At 67.4% G+C, this 15,367-nt stretch carries 16 protein-coding genes; 3 read left to right on the forward strand and 13 right to left on the reverse strand.

Going from position 1 to position 15,367, the window contains the following annotated elements:
• Window positions 1-113: 113 nt before the first annotated feature.
• Entirely contained in the window at window positions 114-1,481 is a 1,368-nt protein-coding gene (locus AC4D14_RS12980) for an aldehyde dehydrogenase family protein (protein ID WP_490902916.1), read from the reverse strand.
• The gene (locus tag AC4D14_RS12985; protein ID WP_490902918.1) at window positions 1,478-2,410 is read right to left on the reverse strand and encodes an SDR family NAD(P)-dependent oxidoreductase; all 933 of its coding nucleotides are present in this window, start codon (window positions 2,408-2,410) and stop codon (window positions 1,478-1,480) included. The genes AC4D14_RS12980 and AC4D14_RS12985 overlap by 4 nt, the downstream gene beginning before the upstream one ends.
• 101 nt (window positions 2,411-2,511) lie before the next feature.
• Between AC4D14_RS12985 and AC4D14_RS12990 the strand changes: the two genes are divergently transcribed.
• Window positions 2,512-3,840: a uracil-xanthine permease family protein gene (locus AC4D14_RS12990; RefSeq protein ID WP_490902919.1), complete on the forward strand. Its 1,329-nt coding sequence runs from the start codon at window positions 2,512-2,514 to the stop codon at window positions 3,838-3,840.
• A gap of 52 nt (window positions 3,841-3,892) precedes the next feature.
• On the opposite strand, the gene AC4D14_RS12995 is transcribed toward AC4D14_RS12990, so the two are convergent.
• The 9 genes from AC4D14_RS12995 to AC4D14_RS13035 all read right to left on the reverse strand — a co-directional run bounded on the left by AC4D14_RS12995 (window position 3,893) and on the right by AC4D14_RS13035 (window position 12,296).
• A complete protein-coding gene (locus tag AC4D14_RS12995; RefSeq protein ID WP_490902920.1) occupies window positions 3,893-4,468 on the reverse strand; it encodes a dihydrofolate reductase family protein in 576 nt (191 codons plus the stop codon).
• Window positions 4,465-5,487, reverse strand: coding sequence for a PHP domain-containing protein (locus AC4D14_RS13000; RefSeq protein WP_490902921.1), 1,023 nt, complete (start codon window positions 5,485-5,487; stop codon window positions 4,465-4,467). Before AC4D14_RS13000 ends, AC4D14_RS12995 begins: the two co-directional genes overlap by 4 nt.
• Before the next feature lie 81 nt (window positions 5,488-5,568).
• Window positions 5,569-6,510, reverse strand: coding sequence for a prenyltransferase/squalene oxidase repeat-containing protein (locus AC4D14_RS13005; RefSeq protein ID WP_490902922.1), 942 nt, complete (start codon window positions 6,508-6,510; stop codon window positions 5,569-5,571).
• Between the two features lie 37 nt (window positions 6,511-6,547).
• Window positions 6,548-6,757, reverse strand: coding sequence for a hypothetical protein (locus AC4D14_RS13010; RefSeq protein ID WP_490902923.1), 210 nt, complete (start codon window positions 6,755-6,757; stop codon window positions 6,548-6,550).
• 116 nt (window positions 6,758-6,873) lie between these two features.
• Window positions 6,874-8,088: an MFS transporter gene (locus tag AC4D14_RS13015; RefSeq protein WP_490902924.1), complete on the reverse strand. Its 1,215-nt coding sequence runs from the start codon at window positions 8,086-8,088 to the stop codon at window positions 6,874-6,876.
• A gap of 82 nt (window positions 8,089-8,170) precedes the next feature.
• The gene (locus AC4D14_RS13020; RefSeq protein WP_490902926.1) at window positions 8,171-9,079 is read right to left on the reverse strand and encodes an NAD-dependent epimerase/dehydratase family protein; all 909 of its coding nucleotides are present in this window, start codon (window positions 9,077-9,079) and stop codon (window positions 8,171-8,173) included.
• A 189-nt stretch (window positions 9,080-9,268) separates the two neighbouring features.
• Window positions 9,269-10,066, reverse strand: a complete 798-nt coding sequence (locus tag AC4D14_RS13025; RefSeq protein WP_490902928.1) for an ABC transporter ATP-binding protein — start codon at window positions 10,064-10,066, stop codon at window positions 9,269-9,271.
• Window positions 10,063-11,184: a putative F420-0 ABC transporter permease subunit gene (locus tag AC4D14_RS13030; protein ID WP_490902930.1), complete on the reverse strand. Its 1,122-nt coding sequence runs from the start codon at window positions 11,182-11,184 to the stop codon at window positions 10,063-10,065. The genes AC4D14_RS13025 and AC4D14_RS13030 overlap by 4 nt, the downstream gene beginning before the upstream one ends.
• A complete protein-coding gene (locus AC4D14_RS13035; protein WP_490902932.1) occupies window positions 11,181-12,296 on the reverse strand; it encodes a putative F420-0 ABC transporter substrate-binding protein in 1,116 nt (371 codons plus the stop codon). The genes AC4D14_RS13030 and AC4D14_RS13035 overlap by 4 nt, the downstream gene beginning before the upstream one ends.
• A 133-nt stretch (window positions 12,297-12,429) precedes the next feature.
• Here AC4D14_RS13035 and AC4D14_RS13040 point away from each other — a divergent pair, with 133 nt between their 5' ends.
• Entirely contained in the window at window positions 12,430-12,843 is a 414-nt protein-coding gene (locus AC4D14_RS13040) for a nuclear transport factor 2 family protein (protein ID WP_490902934.1), read from the forward strand.
• Between the two features lie 184 nt (window positions 12,844-13,027).
• On the opposite strand, the gene AC4D14_RS13045 is transcribed toward AC4D14_RS13040, so the two are convergent.
• On the reverse strand, window positions 13,028-13,627 hold the full coding sequence (locus tag AC4D14_RS13045; RefSeq protein ID WP_490902935.1) for a TetR/AcrR family transcriptional regulator: 600 nt from the start codon (window positions 13,625-13,627) through the stop codon (window positions 13,028-13,030).
• Between the two features lie 62 nt (window positions 13,628-13,689).
• On the reverse strand, window positions 13,690-14,295 hold the full coding sequence (locus AC4D14_RS13050; RefSeq protein WP_490902936.1) for a TetR/AcrR family transcriptional regulator: 606 nt from the start codon (window positions 14,293-14,295) through the stop codon (window positions 13,690-13,692).
• Window positions 14,296-14,504: 209 nt separating this feature from the next.
• On the opposite strand from AC4D14_RS13050, the gene AC4D14_RS13055 reads away from it, so the two are divergent.
• On the forward strand, window positions 14,505-15,254 hold the full coding sequence (locus AC4D14_RS13055; RefSeq protein WP_490902938.1) for an SDR family NAD(P)-dependent oxidoreductase: 750 nt from the start codon (window positions 14,505-14,507) through the stop codon (window positions 15,252-15,254).
• The last annotated feature ends 113 nt before the right edge of the window (window positions 15,255-15,367 follow it).

The following is a 15,367-nucleotide window of genomic DNA, read 5'->3' on the forward strand; positions in this document are numbered from 1 at the left end:
CACGGCGGCCGCGTCGATTCGGAGGCCCCTAAGCCGCCGAACCTGCAGATCACCACGCTTCAACCGCGCCGTACCGTGGTGATCTGCACAATCGCCGGCGGCCCCTGCCCGCGTCAGATCACCCGTCGCAGCAGCCGCCGCTTCAGCGGGCCGAACGGCGGGTACGCGACCTTCAGCGTGTCGATTCCGGTGTCCTTGGTGAACACCGGTCTGCGCTGGCTGAAAGTGTCGAAGCCCTGCCGTCCGTGATAGCTGCCTGTGCCGCTGGCACCCACTCCCCCAAAAGGAAGCCCCGGGACCGCCAGCTGGACGAGGCACGCGTTGTGGGTGATCCCACCGGCCTGCACGGATTCCTCGAAGGCCCTGCGCTGCTCGGCGCTGTTGCTGAACAGGTATGCCGCCAGCGGCGCCGGTCGGGCAGTGATGAACCGGACGGCGGCCTGCAGGTCCGGCACCGTCAGGACCGGCAGGAGGGGGCCGAAGATTTCATCCTGCATCAGCGCGGAGTCCGGCGAGACCCCCGTCAGGACCGTGGGTTCGATGTAGCCGGTGGCGCGGTCGTGCCTGCCGCCCACCGCCACCTCGCCGTCCCGCAGGAGCGCGGTGAGCCGGTCGAAGTGACCGTCGTTGACGATCCGCCCGTAGTCCGGCGAGCGTGAGGGGTCTTCCCCGTAGAATTCCGCCAGCGCCCGGCGCAGGGCCTGAACCAGCCGGGGCTCGAGCTCGGGCGTGGTGAGGACGTAGTCGGGGGCCACGCAGGTCTGCCCCGCGTTGAGGAACTTCCCCTGCACCAGGCGGCGGGCCGTGGCGTCGAGGTCTCCGTCGATCACGACGGCCGGGGATTTCCCGCCAAGTTCGAGCGTCACCGGCGTGAGGTGCCGGGCGGCGGCCTCAAGGACGATCCGGCCCACACGCTCTCCTCCGGTAAAGAAAATGGAGTCGAAGGGCTGCTCAAGGAGTTCCGACGTGGCTTCCCTGCCTCCTTCCACAACAGCGACGGCGGCGGGGTCGAGGTACTCGGGGATGATCCGGGCAAGCACCGCCGAGCTGGCCGGAGCCAGCTCGCTCGGCTTGAGCACCGCGCAGTTTCCGGCGGCGAGCGCCCCGACGAGCGGGGCGAGCACGAGCTGCACGGGGTAGTTCCAGGGGGCGATGATCAACGCCACCCCCAGGGGCTGCGGGGTGACGCTTGCCCGGGCGGGCTGGAGGCCGGCGGGGACGGGCACGCGCACCGAAGCGGACCACGCGGCGAGATGCTTGAGGGCATGCTTTGCCTCGGCCCGAACCAGCGCCAGTTCGGAAATGAAGCTCTCGGTCGGGCTCTTCCCGAGGTCGGCGCCGAGGGCTTCGGTGAAGTCGTCGGCGCGCTCGTCGAGCATCCGCAGCAGGGCCTGGAGCTGCGCCCGCCGCCACGGAAGTGGGCGGGTGCTGCCCGAGACGAAGGTGCTGCGCAGTCCGTCGACGACGGCCTCCGCGCTCACCGGGAAACCTTTCCGGCGGGCGCTGCCGGTTGCGGAGGGCGCCCGGTGAAGGTGTCCATCGACCGGTAGACCCGGAACAGCCGTCCGGCGACGGCGTCCCAGGCGGGCTGGGGAAGCAGCCCGCGCAGGGCACTGCCCAGCATGACCGTCCAGGGCAGCTGCAGGCGTGCCCGCCCCTCGAGCATCGCCTGCCAGGCGCGGTCGACGACCGTCCCGGGCTCGAGCAGCGGGGTGAGGAGCGGGGCGCTCACGCCTTCGAACATGGGCGTCCGGATGTAGCTGGGGATCAGGGTGGTCACCCGGATCCCGGGGTGCCGGGCGGCGAGTTCGAGCCGCAGCGAGTCGCTCCATCCAATAACCGCCCATTTGGAGGCGGTGTAGACGCTCATCCGGGGAACGGAGAGGGTTCCCGAGGCGGAGGCGATGTTCAGGATCCTCGCCGGAGCCTCACGGCGCATCATGGCCGGCAGGAATTCCCGCGTGATGTGCATTGGCGCGAGCGCATTGACGTTCATGATGCGGGCGATGTCCTCCTCGTGGGCGTGCTCCCAGAAGTAGCTGCCGCGCACGATCCCGGCGTTGTTGATGAGCACATCCGGAACCCCGACCTGCTCCAGCACCTCAGCGGCTGCCTTGCGCACCTCATCGAGGGAGGAGATGTCGACCGGATAGGCGGTGACTGCGGAACCCCGGTCCGCGAGCGCCGCGGCAGTGGCGCTGAGCGCTTCGGCGTCGATGTCCCAGAGGACGACGGCGGACGCGCCGTCGTGCACCGCCCGCTCCGCGTAGAGCCGGCCCATTCCCATCGCCGCCCCGGTCACGAGGACCACCCTTCCGCGGACGGAGAAGGGGGGCCCGCCGGCATCCGGGCGCGCCTTCTGCGGGAACGCCCGTGAAAGATATGTGCCGGCCCGGCTGCTTAGCCCCATGAATCGGTCCTCCCGCGGTGGTAGGAGAGCAACGTAACACGTTGTCCACGGCCGGAGGATAAGATTGCCCAGACCACCCCACCCCTTTGGAAGGCACCGCCATGAGCGCACTGGGAACCGGCTGGAGACTTCACGGCGACGGGAAACAGGTAACCCCGGGCGGCTTCGTTGCCCCGCAGGAACGGCTGAGCTGGCCCCGGACCATCGGCATCGGCGCCCAGCATGTTGTCGCGATGTTCGGCGCAACGTTCCTCGTTCCCCTGATCACCGGCTTTCCGCCGTCGACGACGCTGCTGTTCTCGGGGATCGGCACGATCCTGTTCCTGATCATCACGGCCGGACGGGTGCCCAGCTACCTTGGTTCGAGCTTCGCGTTCATCGCCCCCATTGCCGCGGCGCAGAGCCAGCACGGGGCCGCTGGAGCACTTGGCGGCATCGTGATGGCCGGGGCCGCCCTCGCCCTCATCGGGTTTGTTGTGCAAAGGGCTGGATCGCGGTGGATTTCGGTTGTCCTCCCGCCGGTGGTGACGGGCGCGATTGTGGCATTGATCGGGCTTAACCTTGCGCCGACGGCGAAGGCGAGCGTTGAACAGGGCCCGGTGACCGCTGTCGCGACCATCCTGGCGATCCTGCTTGTCACTGTGCTGTTCCGGGGGATCCTGGGCCGGTTGTCAATCCTGATCGGCGTTCTTGTGGGCTACCTCGTCGCGGTGCTCCGCGGTGAGGTCGATTTCGCCGTGATCCGCGAGGCGGCGTGGGTGGGGCTCCCCGAATTCCAGGCCCCCGAGTTCCACCTCTCGGTGGTTGGCCTGTTCCTTCCCGTCGTGCTTGTCCTTGTTGCGGAGAACATCGGCCACGTGAAATCGGTGGCAGCCCTGACCAACACCGACCTCGACCCGGTGACCGGTCGGGCGCTGATGGCAGACGGGGTCGCCACGATGATCGCCGGCGCCGGCGGCGGCTCCGGAACCACGACCTATGCCGAGAACATCGGCGTCATGGCCGCCTCACGCGTCTACTCGACGGCCGCCTACTGGGTCGCCGGGATCGTGGCGGTGCTGCTGAGCCTCTTCCCGAAGTTCGGGGCGCTCATCGCCACCGTTCCCCCGGGCGTGCTCGGCGGCGCCGGCGTCGTCCTCTACGGCATGATCGGCGTCCTCGGGGTCCGCATCTGGGTTTCAAACCAGGTCAATTTCTCGAACCCGATCAACCTCTCAACAGCGGGCGTCGCCCTCGTCATCGGAATCGCGGACTTCACGTGGACCATCGGGAACCTGACCTTCGCCGGCATTGCGCTCGGAACGGCTGCCGCGCTGGTCATCTTCCACGGGATGAGCGCCGTAGCCCGGTACCGGGGAAGCGAGCACATTGCAGGGCCCGGAGAACTTGAATCCTCCGACTCCGGGGCGCGGCCCTCGAAACTTGGCTGAACTGCGGCGCTAACCAGAAACACTGAACAGAAGCACTGAACAGAAGCACTCGTCAGCTGTCCTGCCCGTCCCCGTTTCCGTAGCGCAGGAGGACAACTCCGTTGCCGAAGGTCCGCGTCTGGATGAGCCTCAGGAAGCTGGGGTCCTCGGACGGCGGGAACGGCGGCCTGCCGCGGCCGAGGATGACCGGGTGGATGTAGAACCGGTACTCGTCGATGAGCCCGAGCCGCGCGAAGGACGCGGCAAGGCCGCCGCCACCAAGGGCGAGGTCGCCGCCGGGCTGCGCCTTGAGTTCCCGGACCTCCTCGGGGACGACGTCGCGGACGATCGTGGTGTTCCATTCCGCGTGCTCGAGCGTTTTCGAGTAGACGATCTTGGGCATGTCCCGCCAGATGCGCGCGAACTCGGCCATTGGCCCGCTGGTTGAGGGGTCGGCGTCGGCCGTGGGCCAAAAGTCGGCCATCATCTCGTAGGCGACGCGCCCGTCGAGGAACGCGCCCATGGCTGCGAGTTCCTCGTTGAAGTGGGTGTGCACTTCGTCGTCGACGAAGTGCCAGTCGAGCTCCCGGTCGGGGCCTTCGAAGAAGCCATCGAGGGAGATCGAGGTCATCATGATGACCTTTCTCATGCCGTTCCTTTCGTCGTCCATTCCAGGAGCCGCTCAAGCGGCCAGGTGGTGATGACCCGTTCGGCGGGCACTCCGTTGCGGGCGGCGCGTTCAGCGCCGTACTGGAGGAAGTCGAGCTGCCCGGGCGCGTGGGCGTCGCTGTCGATGCTGAACAGGCAGCCGGCGTCGAGGGCGAGCCGGAGGAGGTTGTCCGGCGGGTCCTGCCGCTCGGGCCGCGAGTTGATCTCCACTGCGACGTCGTTCTCGGCACAGGCGGCGAAGATCCGTTCGGCGTCGAAGTCCGATTCGGGCCGGGTTCCCCGGGAACCCTGCACGAGGCGCCCGGTGCAGTGGCCGAGCACGTTGGTGTGCGGGTTGCGGACCGCGCTGAGCATGCGCCGGGTCATTGTGTTCCGGTCGGAACGCAGCTTGGAGTGGACGCTTGCAACAACGACGTCGAGGCTCTCGAGCACCTCAGGTGATTGGTCAAGGTCGCCGTTCTCGAGGATGTCCACCTCGATGCCGGTCAGCAGGCGGAATCCGTTACTGTGCTCATTGATGCGTCGAACGACGTCGAGCTGGTCGGTGAGGCGTTCGGTGCTCAGCCCGTTGGCAATGGTCAGGTTGGGCGAGTGGTCGGTCAGAGCAAGGTAGTCCCGCCCCAGCAGGCGGGCGGCGGCGACCATCACCTCGATCGGGGAGCCGCCGTCGGACCAGTCGCTGTGGCTGTGCAGGTCACCGCGCAGCGCCGCGCTCAGTTCGGTGCCGCCTGCAGCCAGCGGCCGGGCGCCGCGCTCACGCAGTCCGGTGAGGTAGTCGGGGACCGCGCCCTCGACGGCCTGCCGGATGACCTCGAAGGTCCGCTCCCCGATCCCCTTGGTGCGTTTCAGCCGGCCGTTGCGGACCTGCTCGGCCAGCTCCTCCCGGCTCAGCCCTGCAATTGTCGCAGCTGCCTTCCGGAAGGCCTGCACCTTGAACGTGGGGGCGAGCTCGCGTTCAAGCCAGAAAGCGATCTCGTTGAGTGCGTCAACGGCATCCATTGCTACATCTTGCACCACCGAGTCAGCGGGAGTGGGAAAACGGCGAAGGTGGTATCGGCGGAATCACCTGTGTATTCGGTGCTAGGACCCCTCGTACCATTCAAGGACCCGCAGCGCCCTGAGCGTATTCCACCGGCTGGGGCGGCCGTCGCCCTCCTCAAGCGGAAAGGGGACCTGCCCGGGGTGGGTGTTTTCCAACAGCCAGGTGCCGTCGGCCTGCTGTTTTGACTTCACCAGCCGGACAGCTTCGGCAAGGCGGGCATCGGGCGGTCCCCCCACGGAGCGGAAGTACTCAAGGGCACGGAGGACGTCGTAGTGCCACCGGGTGGGGAACGAGAACTGAAGCCAGGCCGGATCGATGATCTCGCCGGTGCTCTTGCGCCGGAAAAGCCGGCGTTCGAGGAGGTACTCCCCGCCCCGGCGCCGGGCTTCGATGGATTCCGCCGAGCCGCCGGTTGCCCGCTCATGCTCAAGCAGCCCTTCGAGGACGTTGATGGTGGTTGCTGCGGATGAACGCACTGAGCCGTACACCGCCTCGCAGTTCCAGCCGCCGTCGTCGAGCTGCTCGCCGACAAGGCGGGACACCACCGCGTCCACATTCTGGCCGAAGTAGGCGCCGAGCGCGACGGCCATCCCGTTGACGCACGGCTCGACCTCGCCGTCAAAGTACGGCTGGGAGCCTTCCTCCCAGCGGCAGTTGTCCCTGACCAGCTCGACCGTGCGGCGCACGGAATCGTTCCGCGGGTCGATCCCGAAGTCCCTCAGGAGCAGCAGGCTGTACGTGGTTGCGGTCCAGGGCTGGCCTTCGTCGTCGGCGGCGGTACCCGCCTGCGCCGGGTAATACGCGCCCCCGGCCCACTGACCGTCCACACCCTGCAACGACAGGATCCGGGCGCCCCATCCTTCGACGGCAACCCGCGCCCGCTCCGCTTCCACAACTCCGGGTTCCGCGCCGGCAAGATCGCGGAGCACCTGCCAGCGGAGGGAGGGATCGGATTCGAGCAGCCACTGCGGTGCTTTCATGCGCCGAGTCTAGTGCCGCAGCGGGGGCGGCACGGGGCTAGTCGTCGCGCTGGGTGAGGTACGTTGACCCGTCGGCGTTGCGCACAACCGTCCACTGCTGGAGCTCTTCGCGGCGGCGCTTCTGTGCTTCGTCATCGCGGTAGACGATGGGGCCGGCGGTGGAGCCGCCCTGCGCGGGTCCGAAGAACATCCGGAGTTTGCCGGTCATTGCCATGAATCTCGAGGACAGGGGTTCCTTGTCGCTCATTCTCATCCCTCTATTCCAGTACGAGAAAGATGCTGCATCCATTACTTAGTGTACTAACAATTACAGGCACATCAAAACTGGCATCGCGGGGGCACAGCTTTGCGCCCCTTGGGGCGTCAGCCCAGCGGCGGCCGGCGTTCCCGGCGGGTTCTGACCGCATCCGTCGCAAGGCTGAGAACAAGCCCGGCACCGAGCAGGACGACAAGCACGGCAGGCAGGATCACCAGGCCGGCACTGTCGAGCAGCAGGCCGCCGAGGAGCGCGCCGCCGCCGATCCCGATGTTGAACGCCGTCGTCTGCAGTGCCGCTGAAAGGTCACGGGCCCGGATGGAGGCGGTGCGCATCATGCGGGTCTGCAGCATTGCGGGAATTCCGCCGAACGCAGCCCCCCACACCATGAAGGCGATCAGGACGGCGGCAGTGTTCGACGCCGCCAGGGCGAGGGTTGAAACGGCCGCCATGACCACCAGCACCGCGATGCCGAATCCCCTCCGCGGGAAGCGGTCCGCGGCGTAGCCGGCAACAAACAGTCCAATCAGGCCGGCTCCGCCGTAAAGGAACAGGAGCAGCGCGGTAGACCCTCGCTCGAAGGACGAAACGTCGGTGAGCCAGGGGACGATGTATGTGTAGAGGACGTTCTGCGCCGTCAGGAGGATCAGGATCACAACCGACAGGAGCAGGACTGCCTTGAAGCTGGGGTCGCGGCGCAGGGGCACCCGGGCCTCACCGGCCTTGCGCTCCACATGGTGGCTGACAGGGGGAAGGAAGCGAATGATGACCAGGGCGAGCAGGGCCACGGCGGCGCCGAGGATTGAGAATGCCGCGCGCCAGCCCAATGCGTTGCCGATCGCGGTTCCGACGGGAACGCCGAGAACGAACGCCGCCGATCCACCGCTGGCCGTGATGGCAATGGCCTTGCCCAGCTGACGGGCAGGCACAAGGTGTGCCGCGTAGGCGGCGACAACCGCCCAGAAGAGTCCGTGGGCCAGGCCGCCGAGGATCCGTGCCGCGACGAGCACACCGTAGGTCGGCGCGATGGCAGCCAGGACGTTTGCCGCGGCGATCACGACCAGCACCACGACAACAAGGGACTTCCGGGAGTACCGCTGCGTGGCCGCAGCCAGCGGGGTGGTGGCAACGACGACAGTTCCGGCGAAGACCGTCACGAGGTAGCCCGCGGTGGAGATGCCGACGCCGAGGTCCCGGGCCATCGCCGGGAGCAGGCCCGTGGGCAGGAACTCGCTCGTCACGGAGACGAAAATCGCTCCCGCCAGGGCAATCAGCCCAACGTACGGAAAGGGTGCGGTGGTGGGCGTGGGGGAAGCAGGCAAGGCAAACCCGTCTTGGTCCGGGGGATTCGGGGGGGGGCGTGCCCGGCTGCTAAAGCGCGGGTGGGCAGACCTGTTGCCCAGATTATCCCACCGGAGGGGTCACCGGGATGAGGCCCCTCTTCAGCTCGAGCAGGAGGGAGGGCTCCCTGGCGGACCAGTCGAGCAGGTGGGCCAGGGGCCAGACGGAAACCTTGAGGTCGGTCCCCAGTGCCACTCCGGCAAAACCCAGCGCCGCACGGGCCTGGTCGGCGTCGAAATGTACCGGGGTGGCCGCTGAGCCGGCGGCCACCCCGACCGCCCGGGCCAGGTCATGCCCCAGCACCCAGCCACCGGCGACGTCGAGAACGGTCCCAGCTGGCGCATCCTCAAGGGCGCTCACGTAGGCGCGGGCGAGGTCGTCCACGTGCACTGTGGGAATCTGGTTGGCGCCTGCGCCATGAACGAATGGCGCATTGCCCGATGCGACATACCCGAGGTAGGCGGTCAGGAGGGCGCTTGCCCCGCCCCTGCCGTAGACGATTGCCGGGCGCACGACGACGGAGCGAACTCCGCGGGAGGCCGCGGCCCTTACCATCTCCTCGAGCTCGGCCCGCAGCCGCTGTCCGGGGGATACACCGGTCAGCGGTTCCTCGGCACTCGCGAAGGGCCGGTCGGTTCCCGCATATACGCCAAGTCCACTGGTCAGCGCGAATGGGCGCCCACTGCCCGCCAGTTCATCGAGCAGCTGCCCCACTGCCGCGAGGTCATCCCCGGTTGGCCCCTGGAGGCCGGATACGGCGAGATAGACTACTGCGTCGGCGAGCGCCGCCTGTTCCCGAAGCACCTCGAGGCTCTGCAGGTCGCCGCGCACGAAGGCAACTCCTTCATCGGCCAGCTTTGCCTCCGATGCCGACGACCGGGCCAGCACCACGGGTTCGTGGCCGCGCGCAAGGAGTTCGCGGGCGACAACGCGCCCGATGTAACCGGTTCCCCCGACCAAAAAGACCTTCATTTTCATCTCCGCCCGGCGGCCCGGAGGTTCAGGCGGCAGGGACGGATCTGCTTTCTCCGCGCCCGCCGGCTGAGCCTTCGAGGTTGCCTCATGGGGGTGATCCCCGGCCCTTCAGCCGGCGCGTCACCGTTTTTGTCTGTTTCGTAAAAAATATCGAGTCTACCACGCAGTTCACCGCCGGCCGCGGCGTCATCCGAACGCGAACAGCGGGCGCCCGGTGAGTGGGTTCTCAAGTCTCACCGACTCCACGCCGTAGACCTCCCGGATGAGTTCCGGAGTCAACGTACTGCCTGTCTCCCCGCTCGCAACGACGCGGCCACCCGCAAGAACAATGACGTTGTCGCAGAACGCTGCCGCAAGGTTGATGTCGTGAAGCGCCGCAATAATCGTTGACCCTCCGCGCGCAAGGGCACGCACGAGATCGAGGGTGCCTGCCTGGGCGCTGATGTCGAGGTGGTTCGTCGGTTCGTCGAGGAGGAGCACCTCCGTTTCCTGGGCCAGCGCGCGCGCGATGTGCACCCGCTGCCGTTCCCCGCCGGAAAGGGTGCCGAGCAGCCGGTTGCCGAATCCCGCCAGGCCCACCTGGGAGAGGCTGCGTTCGATGATGCGCTGGTCCTCGGGGGAATCCGGGGCAAAGGCAGCGCGGTACGGCAAGCGCCCGAGCATCACGGCCTCGGCGACCCGGAGGGGGTTTTCGGATTCGGACTGCTGGTCCACATACGCCAACTGCTGCGCCCGTGCTCTCCGCTTCAGCGTGCGCGGGTCCGTTCCGTCGATGGTGAGGTGCCCGGCCGTGGGCTGCAGGACCGCCGCGAGCAGCCGGAGGAGCGAGGATTTGCCGGCACCGTTCGGCCCCAGCAGCCCCGTCACGGCCGATGCGGGAACCGCGCAGTCGATGCCGGAGAGGATCAGGCGCCCACCGGCGCGGTAGCTGATCCTGTGCGCCTGGAGCCCGGCGGCGTCCACGGCGCCCTGCGGGGTGCTCACTGCTGGAGCCGTCTTCGCCATAGCAGCACGGCGAAGACGGGAGCCCCGATCAAGGCCGTGATGATCCCTACGGGGATCTCCCGGGGGTCGAAGACCGTGCGGGCAAGGGTGTCGGCCCAGACCATGAACACCGCCCCGGCGATGGCGACGGCCGGCAGGAGGACCCGGTGGCGGGCTCCGGTCAGGAGGCGCACGGTGTGGGGAAGAATCAGGCCAATGAACCCGATCGAGCCGCTGACTGACACCATGGCCCCGGTGAGCAGAGCTGTGCCGGCGAGGAGGCTCCAGCGCACCGCAGGAACATTGAGTCCAAGCGCGGTGGCCGCGTGGTCCCCGAAGGAGAACCCGTCGAGGAGCCCGCCCGAGAGGATGATGGGGATCCCTGCGATCACGAAGGCAGCAGCAGTGACGGCGACCGATGACCAGCTGCTTCCGGCGAGCGAGCCAAGGAGCCAGTTCAGCACCTCCCGGTAGGAGTCCCCCTGCGCGGACCAGAAGATCACGAACGAGGTCAATGCCGAGGCGGCCGACGATACCGCAAGTCCCGCCAGGACGGTGCGCGTTGGACTGAGGGTCCCCGCGGCGGCGGCGAGGCCCAGGGTGAGGATCAGCGCCGCCATCGCCCCGGCGAATGCCGCAATCGGGAGCACGACGGCAACGCCGAGCAGCAGCACCGAAACCGCACCAAGGGAAGCTCCCGAACTAAGTCCGAGCAGGTAGGGATCCGCCAGCGGATTCCTCGTCAGCGCCTGCATGACGGTTCCGCTGAGGGCGAGTCCTGCCCCAACGAAAACCGCGGTGAGGAGCCGTGGCAGCCTCAGCTGCCAGAGGATGGCCTCCTGCACCGGCGAAAGCACCTCTGTCGACGCTTCGGCTCCCGCATCCCGGAGCCCGAGGTGGGCAGCCAGCGAGTCGGCAACCTGCAGGGGCGAGATGTCGGCCGGCCCGATCACCAGAGCACCGAGCACCGAGGCGGCCAGCACGGCACCCATCACCGCGGACCACCCCGGGGCGCCGAGGAGCCGCGGGCGTCCGGGCGGGACCGGGGTGCCGCCGCGCCTCTCGGCCGTGGTGGAACTTCCGGCGGACCGCGTCCGGGACTGTGCCGCGGTGGTCATTGCGGGCCCAGCCGGCGGAGCTGGTCGGCAACGGAAACCGCCGTCTCCACACTGCGCACTCCCGCTTCGCCGCCCGCGAACGGCACCCGAACATACCGGGATTCCTTGACGGCGCGCAGCGATGCCGTGGCCGGGTTCGTTCTCAGGTGTTCCATTTTCTGCTCGGCCGTGTTCCACGTGGCGTCGACGAGCACGATCACGTCCGGGTCGGCGGCAGCCACGGCCTCCCAGGACATGGTGCTCCACGAGTCCTGGATCTCCGCAGCGACGTTGCGCAGCCCGGCCGCGTCCATCACGAGTTGGGGGGCGCCGATGCCCGCGCCGACATAGGGCGACTTCTCGCCCGAGCTGTACCACAGGGCCGACATTCCCGCCCCCTCGGGCGTGAGCGCTGCGAGCTCTTTGCGCTGCTTGGAGACCAGGCGGGCGGCCTCGTCTTCCACCCCGAAGATCCGCCCCATCTCGTCGATGTCCCTGAAAATGTCTTCGAAGGTCAGCGGATCGGGACGGTACCCCTCGGCCTTGCATGCCGAGGGTGAAACATAGGTGTTGATGCCGAGCGACTCGAGCCGCGCGCGCTCCCCTGCGCCGTCCGGAGAGAAATTCGACTCCCACCCTCCGTAAACGAGGTCCGGCTCCAGGGCGAGCGTGGCTTCCGGACCCGGAAGCTGGTCAGAGAGCACAGGCGGCTTCGCCTCCGCATGCGCCGCGGGCAGCGGGCCGTCGGCGAAGGCGCTTCCGACGATCGTGCTTCCGACACCGAGGCCGAGCAGCATTTCCGTGGCGGTCGACTTGATCGTTACGACGCGCTCGGGGGCCGCGTCGAACGTCACCGGGGTTCCACAGTTGTCGACGGTCACCGGGTAGGTTCCGGAGGACCCGTAGCTCGACGGCGGGGCCGCGGGCTGCGCCGGTGCGGCGCACCCGGCTGCAAGAAGGACAAGGGCAAAGGCGGCGCGCATGGCCGCAGGGGTTGAAGGCATGGTGGTTCGTCCGTCGGGGGTGCAGGGAACGCTCCGGTTGAAGCGCAGGGAGGGGAACCTCTCGTGACCCAGATCGGGGCCACCCTGTTCGACAGACGTGCCGACGGAGGTGCTTTTCGAGATTACCACCGATCCGACCTATTTACGTACCGAAGTGAATACAATTGACCATCCGGGCGGAGGGCGCATCGAGGCGCGCCGGCCCGTCGGCCGGTGCGGCATGATTTTGACAGCTCGGCCAACAAGTTCCATTATTGACTATATGGTAAATAATGAAAACACCACTGAATCCCTCGTGACGCTCTTCCTCCAAGCGTTGGGCAGCAAGGACGCCGACGGCGTTGGGGCGCTCTTCGCGGACGAGATTGACTGGTACGTCCCCGGCCACCCCGACCTGCCCTGGACGGGCTCCCGGACCAAGGGCTCCGAGGTTGCCGACTACTTCCGGACCATGTGGCCCCACTTCGACCCCGCGAAGAGCACCGTCGAGGTTAACAAACTTGTTGTCTCGGGCGAGGACGCAGTCCTTTTCGCAACTTTTGGGCACACGGCCCTCAGCACCGGCCGCTCCTGGGTGACCCCGGCCGTCCTGCACCTCGTAGTGGCCGACGGCAAGTTTGTCCGGATGCACCTCTCCGAAGACACCGAGGCCGTCACCAAGGCATTTTTCGACTAGATCCCAGGAATCATCGGCTCTGGAACAGTGGGCCGCGCCCTGGCCTCGAAGGTCCTGTTGGCCGGGTTTGGCTTTGCACCGGTTGACGTCGGTGGATTGAGGGACGGCGGGAAAATCCCTCAGCTTGACGGCCCACTCAACGGCCTTCACGCGCTGAAGGAGAACCTACGCCGAGGCCAGCCCGCTAGGAAGAAGGACGGGTGGGCATCATCACGTTGAGCGAGGTCAGGGCCACTGAGGTAAGTTCGGCCCTGCTGACGCCGGCGTTTCCCAGGACTTCCATCCCGCGGGTCAGCGCCAGGAAGAACGCACCAAGGGCAGCGGGGTCGGCGTTGGAATCGACTTCCCCCGACTCCTGAGCCTCGACGATGCAATGCCTGTAGATTTCCTCGAGGTCCTTGAAGGCCTTGAGCGCCGACTTCGCAACCTCACTGTCGCGGTCCGCCAGCTCAACAGTCGCCTTCGTGAACAATGACCCGTGCGTCTTGTCGTCACTGAAGGTGATGGCCAACTTCAGCAGATGCGCCCTGATGTTCTCGAGCGGGGTTGCATCGGCGTGCGCCAGAGCCTCATCGACGGCGGCCACCGCGTCCTCGGTTTCGGAGGTGAGAGCCCGCAGGAACAGTTCGCGCTTGCCGCCGAAGGCGTTGTAAAGGCTTTGCTTCCCCAGGCCCGTGGCGGTGACCAGATCTTCGAGGGTGGTGCCCCCATAACCATTGAGGGAGAACGCTTCGCTGGCGGAGGTTATGACATCGCTCTCGAGAAACTTCCTAGGCCGGCCCATGATTGCACCCTACCGGTTATTGACAAAATCGTCAAGAAAGGATTTCGGAAGATCCGCCCGCGTCACCTTGCCGCTTCGTACTGCGGGAAGGCGGCAAGGAACCGGTCGACGACGGGCATGAGTTCCTCGCGGGTTGCACCGCCCGCGGCCTGGACTGCGAGTCCCGCCGTCGCCGTCGTGAGATAGCGCGCGAGATCCGCGGCGTTTTCGGTCCGGGGCAGATCTCCTGCGTCGATGCCCTCCTGGATGCGCTCGGCAATGCGCGCCTCCCCCGCCCTGCGGCTTGAGGAGAGGAAATCAACGATCCGCTGATCCTGCGGGTGTCCGGCCAGGCCTCCCTGGATGGAAAGGCAGCCCGGAGGCCGGCCCGGCAGCGTGATCGCGATGACATTGCCCCGCAGGTAGTGCTCGGCAACCTCCCGGACTGTCGGCTTGGCCAGAGCATCCTCGACGTAGGCCATCTCGATTTTCGCGTACCGGTCGATGGCAAGCCGGAAGGTACCCTCCTTGTTCCCGAAGGCCGAATACAGGCTGGGCCTGCTGATGCTCATCGCCGTGGTGAGGTCCTCAAGGGTGGTGCCCTCATAACCCTGGCGCCAGAACACATCCACCGCCCGGTCCAGGGCCTCATCCACGTCGAACTCCCGCGGCCTACCTCTGCCTGCCATTACTGCCGTCCTTTAGCCGTTGACCCAACCACTGAGTACAACCGTTTTCCACTCATATTCTTCCACGGCCCACAGGAGGCAATGGGGGCGGAATCCGGAGAACCCGCAGGTTCCCATCGCGCAGAGGATCCGGTGGCTGGGAATAATTCCGACCTCTGAGTTATTGTCTGTACCGTAAAGAACATAATTACAACGCAAGGAATTCCCCCATGTCCGAGAACACCAGCCTCGCCGGCAAGACCGCCCTCGTCACCGGCGGCTCCCGCGGCATCGGAGCCGGCATCGCCCGCTCCCTGGCCGCCCGGGGCGCCACCGTCGCCCTGACCTACTGGAACTCCCCCGGCCCCGCCGAGGCCCTGGTCGCGGAGATCACCGCCGCCGGCGGCAGGGCCGTGGCCGTGCGCGCCAACAACGCCGACCCCGATGCCGCCCGCCGGGGCGTCCGGGACGCCGTGGATGCCCTGGGCTCCCTTGACATCCTGGTCAACAACGCCGGCGGCGGCTGGTTCGAGGCCTTCACGGAAACCCCGGACGAGCACATCGAGGCCACCATCGACCTCAATATCCGCGGCACCGTGTACACCACCCAGGAAGCCCTCAAGCACCTGCCCGACAACGGCCGGATCATCACCATCGGCTCCATCAACGCCCTGAGCATCCCCTTCACCGGCGGTGCGATCTACGGCATGAGCAAGGCCGCCCTGGTCGGCTTCACCAAGGGCCTGGCCCGGGACCTCGGGGCCCGGGGCATCACCGCCAACCTCCTGCAGCCCGGCCCGATCGACACCGACGGCAACCCCGCCGACGGCGAAGCGGCCCCCATCATGGCCGGCATGACGGCCCTGAAGCGCTTCGGCACCCCCGCCGACGTCGGAGCCCTCGTCGCCTGGATCGCCAGCGACGCGGCGAACTACCTCACCGGAGCCACCATCTCCAACGACGGCGGCTGGACCGCCTGACACCCCACAAACCCGGACCAGGGCACCCCGCGGAGGACCTTCAACCCTCCGCCCACAACCACAAACACCAAACGGGCTGGCCGGCCATAGACGCCGTGCCGGCACCTGGACGA

The organism is Arthrobacter sp. TJ-254 (assembly GCF_058269175.1).

Excerpts from the sequence above, each read along its gene's own strand:
- AC4D14_RS13020 (WP_490902926.1), bottom strand. The coding sequence starts at position 9,079 with ATGAAGGTCTTTTTGGTCGGGGGAACCGGTTACATCGGGCGCGTTGTC.
- AC4D14_RS13040 (WP_490902934.1), top strand. The coding sequence starts at position 12,430 with ATGGTAAATAATGAAAACACCACTGAATCCCTCGTGACGCTCTTCCTC.
- AC4D14_RS13005 (WP_490902922.1), bottom strand. The coding sequence starts at position 6,510 with ATGAAAGCACCGCAGTGGCTGCTCGAATCCGATCCCTCCCTCCGCTGG.
- AC4D14_RS13000 (WP_490902921.1), bottom strand. The coding sequence starts at position 5,487 with ATGGATGCCGTTGACGCACTCAACGAGATCGCTTTCTGGCTTGAACGC.
- AC4D14_RS13010 (WP_490902923.1), bottom strand. The coding sequence starts at position 6,757 with ATGAGCGACAAGGAACCCCTGTCCTCGAGATTCATGGCAATGACCGGC.
- AC4D14_RS13055 (WP_490902938.1), top strand. The coding sequence starts at position 14,505 with ATGTCCGAGAACACCAGCCTCGCCGGCAAGACCGCCCTCGTCACCGGC.
- AC4D14_RS13030 (WP_490902930.1), bottom strand. The coding sequence starts at position 11,184 with ATGACCACCGCGGCACAGTCCCGGACGCGGTCCGCCGGAAGTTCCACC.
- AC4D14_RS13050 (WP_490902936.1), bottom strand. The coding sequence starts at position 14,295 with ATGGCAGGCAGAGGTAGGCCGCGGGAGTTCGACGTGGATGAGGCCCTG.
- AC4D14_RS13045 (WP_490902935.1), bottom strand. The coding sequence starts at position 13,627 with ATGGGCCGGCCTAGGAAGTTTCTCGAGAGCGATGTCATAACCTCCGCC.
- AC4D14_RS12990 (WP_490902919.1), top strand. The coding sequence starts at position 2,512 with ATGAGCGCACTGGGAACCGGCTGGAGACTTCACGGCGACGGGAAACAG.
- AC4D14_RS12985 (WP_490902918.1), bottom strand. The coding sequence starts at position 2,410 with ATGGGGCTAAGCAGCCGGGCCGGCACATATCTTTCACGGGCGTTCCCG.
- AC4D14_RS12995 (WP_490902920.1), bottom strand. The coding sequence starts at position 4,468 with ATGAGAAAGGTCATCATGATGACCTCGATCTCCCTCGATGGCTTCTTC.